Source organism: Streptomyces sp. (genome assembly GCF_031178505.1).
Classification (GTDB): domain Bacteria; phylum Actinomycetota; class Actinomycetes; order Streptomycetales; family Streptomycetaceae; genus Streptomyces; species Streptomyces gulbargensis.
This window is the reverse complement of sequence record NZ_JAPSIW010000852.1, coordinates 1-2,794: the sequence shown is the minus strand read 5'-3', so window position 1 is coordinate 2,794 and position 2,794 is coordinate 1. Positions and strand designations below refer to the sequence as shown.

Below are 2,794 nucleotides of genomic sequence, written 5' to 3'. Positions count from 1 at the left end.
GCGGGCGGAGTAATCCCGACAGAAGATGTCAGGTATCCGGTGTTCCCTGGAGCCATGGGAGACAACGGACACACCGACGACACCGGAAGCGGCGGACGCCCGCAGAGCGGCGGGGGCACGGGACGGGCGGACCGCGACGGGCACCTGTGGTCGGCCTTCGAGGCCGCCGAGCCCGCCCTCGCCGCGACCGTACGGGAGCGATTCGGCCAGTACACCCACCACGCCCTCGCCACCCTCCGGCGCGACGGCTCGCCCCGGCTGAGCGGCATCGAGGCCGACTTCCGCGCGGGCGAGCTGTGGCTCGGCATGATGCCCCGCTCCCGCAAGGCCCTGGACCTGCTCCGGGACGCGCGCTTCTCGCTCCTCGCCAACCCGGGCTCCGGGACCGGCATGGGCGGGGGTGACGTGCGGGTCTCCGGGCGGGCCGTCGAGATCACCGACCAGGACACCTTCCGGTGGTACGCCCGGGAGGCGGGCGCCCCGCCGCCCTTCCACCTCTTCCGGGTGGAGCTCACCGAGGTCGTGCGGACCCGGGTGGACGGGGAGGACCTCGTCGTCACCTCCTGGACACCGGCGCGCGGCGTCCGGACCGTCCGGCGCGGCAACGGCGACGAGCCGCCCCGCGCGGCGCCGTGACCGGGGCCGCGGGGGAGCACCGCGCGGCCGGGCGACCCGACCCCGGAGCCCGGCGGGGCCCGGGCCGCCGCCACGCACCGGGCCCGGCTCGGTACCCTGGAGCGGGGAGTACACCGAGGGGCGTTCCGCGCCCGCCTCGGCATCCGCCTGACCTGCCGGTCCTCCGCCACACCGGACCGCACCTCCCCGTGCACCCGATCGGGGCCGCCGTACGTCCCGAGAACCCCTACGGGACCGCCATGGGTTCCGTTCTGTGACTCCGCTCACCCGGAGGCATCCGCCGGCCACCCCGGCGGGCGGCCGGAGGCGGGAAGGTTCCGGGGCGCACTATTGTTCCGAAGAGAAACGGCCGGGGCCCGCACCCTCGCAGGGTGCGGGCCCCGGCCGTGCCGCGCAGCCAGGAAGGCACGAATGACCCGCTCCGAACGCCCCTACAAGCGCGGCCCCCGCACCGCCCGGGCGACGTCCGCCTCGCAGCCCAAGGGCTCCCGCGGAGGCCGCCCCGCCACGCCCCCGCCGCCCCGGGAGTTCACCCCGCCGGAAACGGTGACACCCGCCCTGCCGCCCGTGGCCTCCTTCGAGGACCTCGAGATGCCGGCCGCGCTGGTGAAGACGCTCGCCGAGCAGGGCGTCACCGAGCCCTTCCCCATCCAGGCCGCGACCCTGCCGAACTCGCTCGCCGGGCGCGACGTCCTCGGCCGGGGCCGTACCGGCTCCGGCAAGACCCTCGCCTTCGGCCTCGCCGTCCTCGCCCGCACCGCGGGCCGCCGCGCCGAGCCGACCGCGCCGCTCGCCCTGGTCCTCGTCCCCACCCGGGAACTCGCCCAGCAGGTCAGCGACGCCCTCACCCCGTACGCCGCCGCCCTGCGCCTGCGGATCACCACGGTCGTCGGCGGCATGTCGATCACCCGGCAGGCCTCCGCGCTGCGGCGCGGCGCCGAGGTGCTCATCGCCACCCCCGGCCGCCTCGACGACCTGATCGGCCGTGGCGACTGCCGGCTCGACCAGGTCGCCGTCACCGTCCTCGACGAGGCCGACCAGATGGCCGACATGGGCTTCCTGCCGCAGGTCACCAAGCTGCTCAAGCAGGTCGAGGAGGGCGGCCAGCGGCTGCTGTTCTCGGCGACCCTGGACCAGAACATCGACCGGCTCGTCCGGATGTTCCTCCACGACCCGGTCGTCCACTCGGTCGACCCGTCGGCGGGCGCCGTGACCACCATGGAGCACCACGTCCTCTACGTCCTGGACGAGACGGACAAGAAGGCCGTCACGATGCGGATCGCCGCCCGCGACGGCCGCACGATCCTCTTCCTCGACACCAAGCGGTCCGTGGACCGGCTGGTCAAGCGGCTCCTCGCCCAGGGCGTACGGGCCTCCGGCCTGCACGGCGGGCGCTCCCAGCCGCAGCGCAACCGGACCCTCGACCAGTTCAAGAGCGGACAGGTCACCGCGCTCGTCGCGACGAACGTGGCGGCCCGGGGCATCCACGTGGACGACCTCGACCTGGTCGTCAACGTCGACCCGCCGGTCGACCACAAGGACTACCTCCACCGCGGCGGCCGTACCGCCCGCGCCGGCGAGTCCGGCAGCGTCGTCACCCTGGTCCTGCCCGAGCAGAAGCGGGACATGGGCAAGCTGATGTCGAACGCCGGGATCCGTCCCCGCACGGCGCAGATCAAGTCCAGCGACGAGGAGCTGGTGCGGCTCACCGGCGCCAAGGAGCCCTCGGGCGTCCCCGTCGTCATCGAGACCCCGCAGCCCGTCCAGCAGCCGGGCACCGGCTCGGGCCGCCGTCGCCGCAGGCCGTCGTCCGCCTCCGCGTCGAGCGGTACGGGCAGGGGTGCGGCCTCGGGTTCGGGCACGGGCGCGTCGAAGGGACGGGCGACCGGTTCCGCCTCGGCCCGCGCGACCGGTTCCGCCTCGGCCCGCGCGGCCGGCTCCGGCTCCCGCACGGCCTCCGGCACCGGCGGCTCCGGCGCCCGTACGGCCTCCGGCACGGGGTCCCGTACCGGCGCGTCCCGGGGTGCCGGCGGCGGGCGCTCCCGCGGCGGCGCCACCCGCTCCCGCTCCACCCGGCAGCCGAGGTCCACGGACGGCTGACGGACGCCCGGTCCGGAGAGCCGGGGGCCGCGGAGGATCTCCGCGGCCCCGGGCCCCG

The 2,794-nt window shown here is 76.0% G+C and carries 2 protein-coding genes; both read left to right on the top strand.

The features are described from left to right. Nucleotides 1–54: 54 nt before the first annotated feature. Nucleotides 55–636, top strand: a complete 582-nt coding sequence (locus tag RIF68_RS33435; RefSeq protein WP_309054865.1) for a pyridoxamine 5'-phosphate oxidase family protein — start codon at nucleotides 55–57, stop codon at nucleotides 634–636. Between the two features lie 411 nt (nucleotides 637–1,047). Further along, nucleotides 1,048–2,736 carry a DEAD/DEAH box helicase gene (locus RIF68_RS33430; protein WP_309054866.1) on the top strand — a complete coding sequence of 563 codons (1,689 nt, stop codon included), beginning with the start codon at nucleotides 1,048–1,050 and terminating at the stop codon, nucleotides 2,734–2,736. The last annotated feature ends 58 nt before the right edge of the window (nucleotides 2,737–2,794 follow it).

Coding starts and splice junctions, on each gene's coding strand:
- RIF68_RS33435 (WP_309054865.1), top strand. CDS start 55: ATGGGAGACAACGGACACACCGACGACACCGGAAGCGGCGGACGCCCG.
- RIF68_RS33430 (WP_309054866.1), top strand. CDS start 1,048: ATGACCCGCTCCGAACGCCCCTACAAGCGCGGCCCCCGCACCGCCCGG.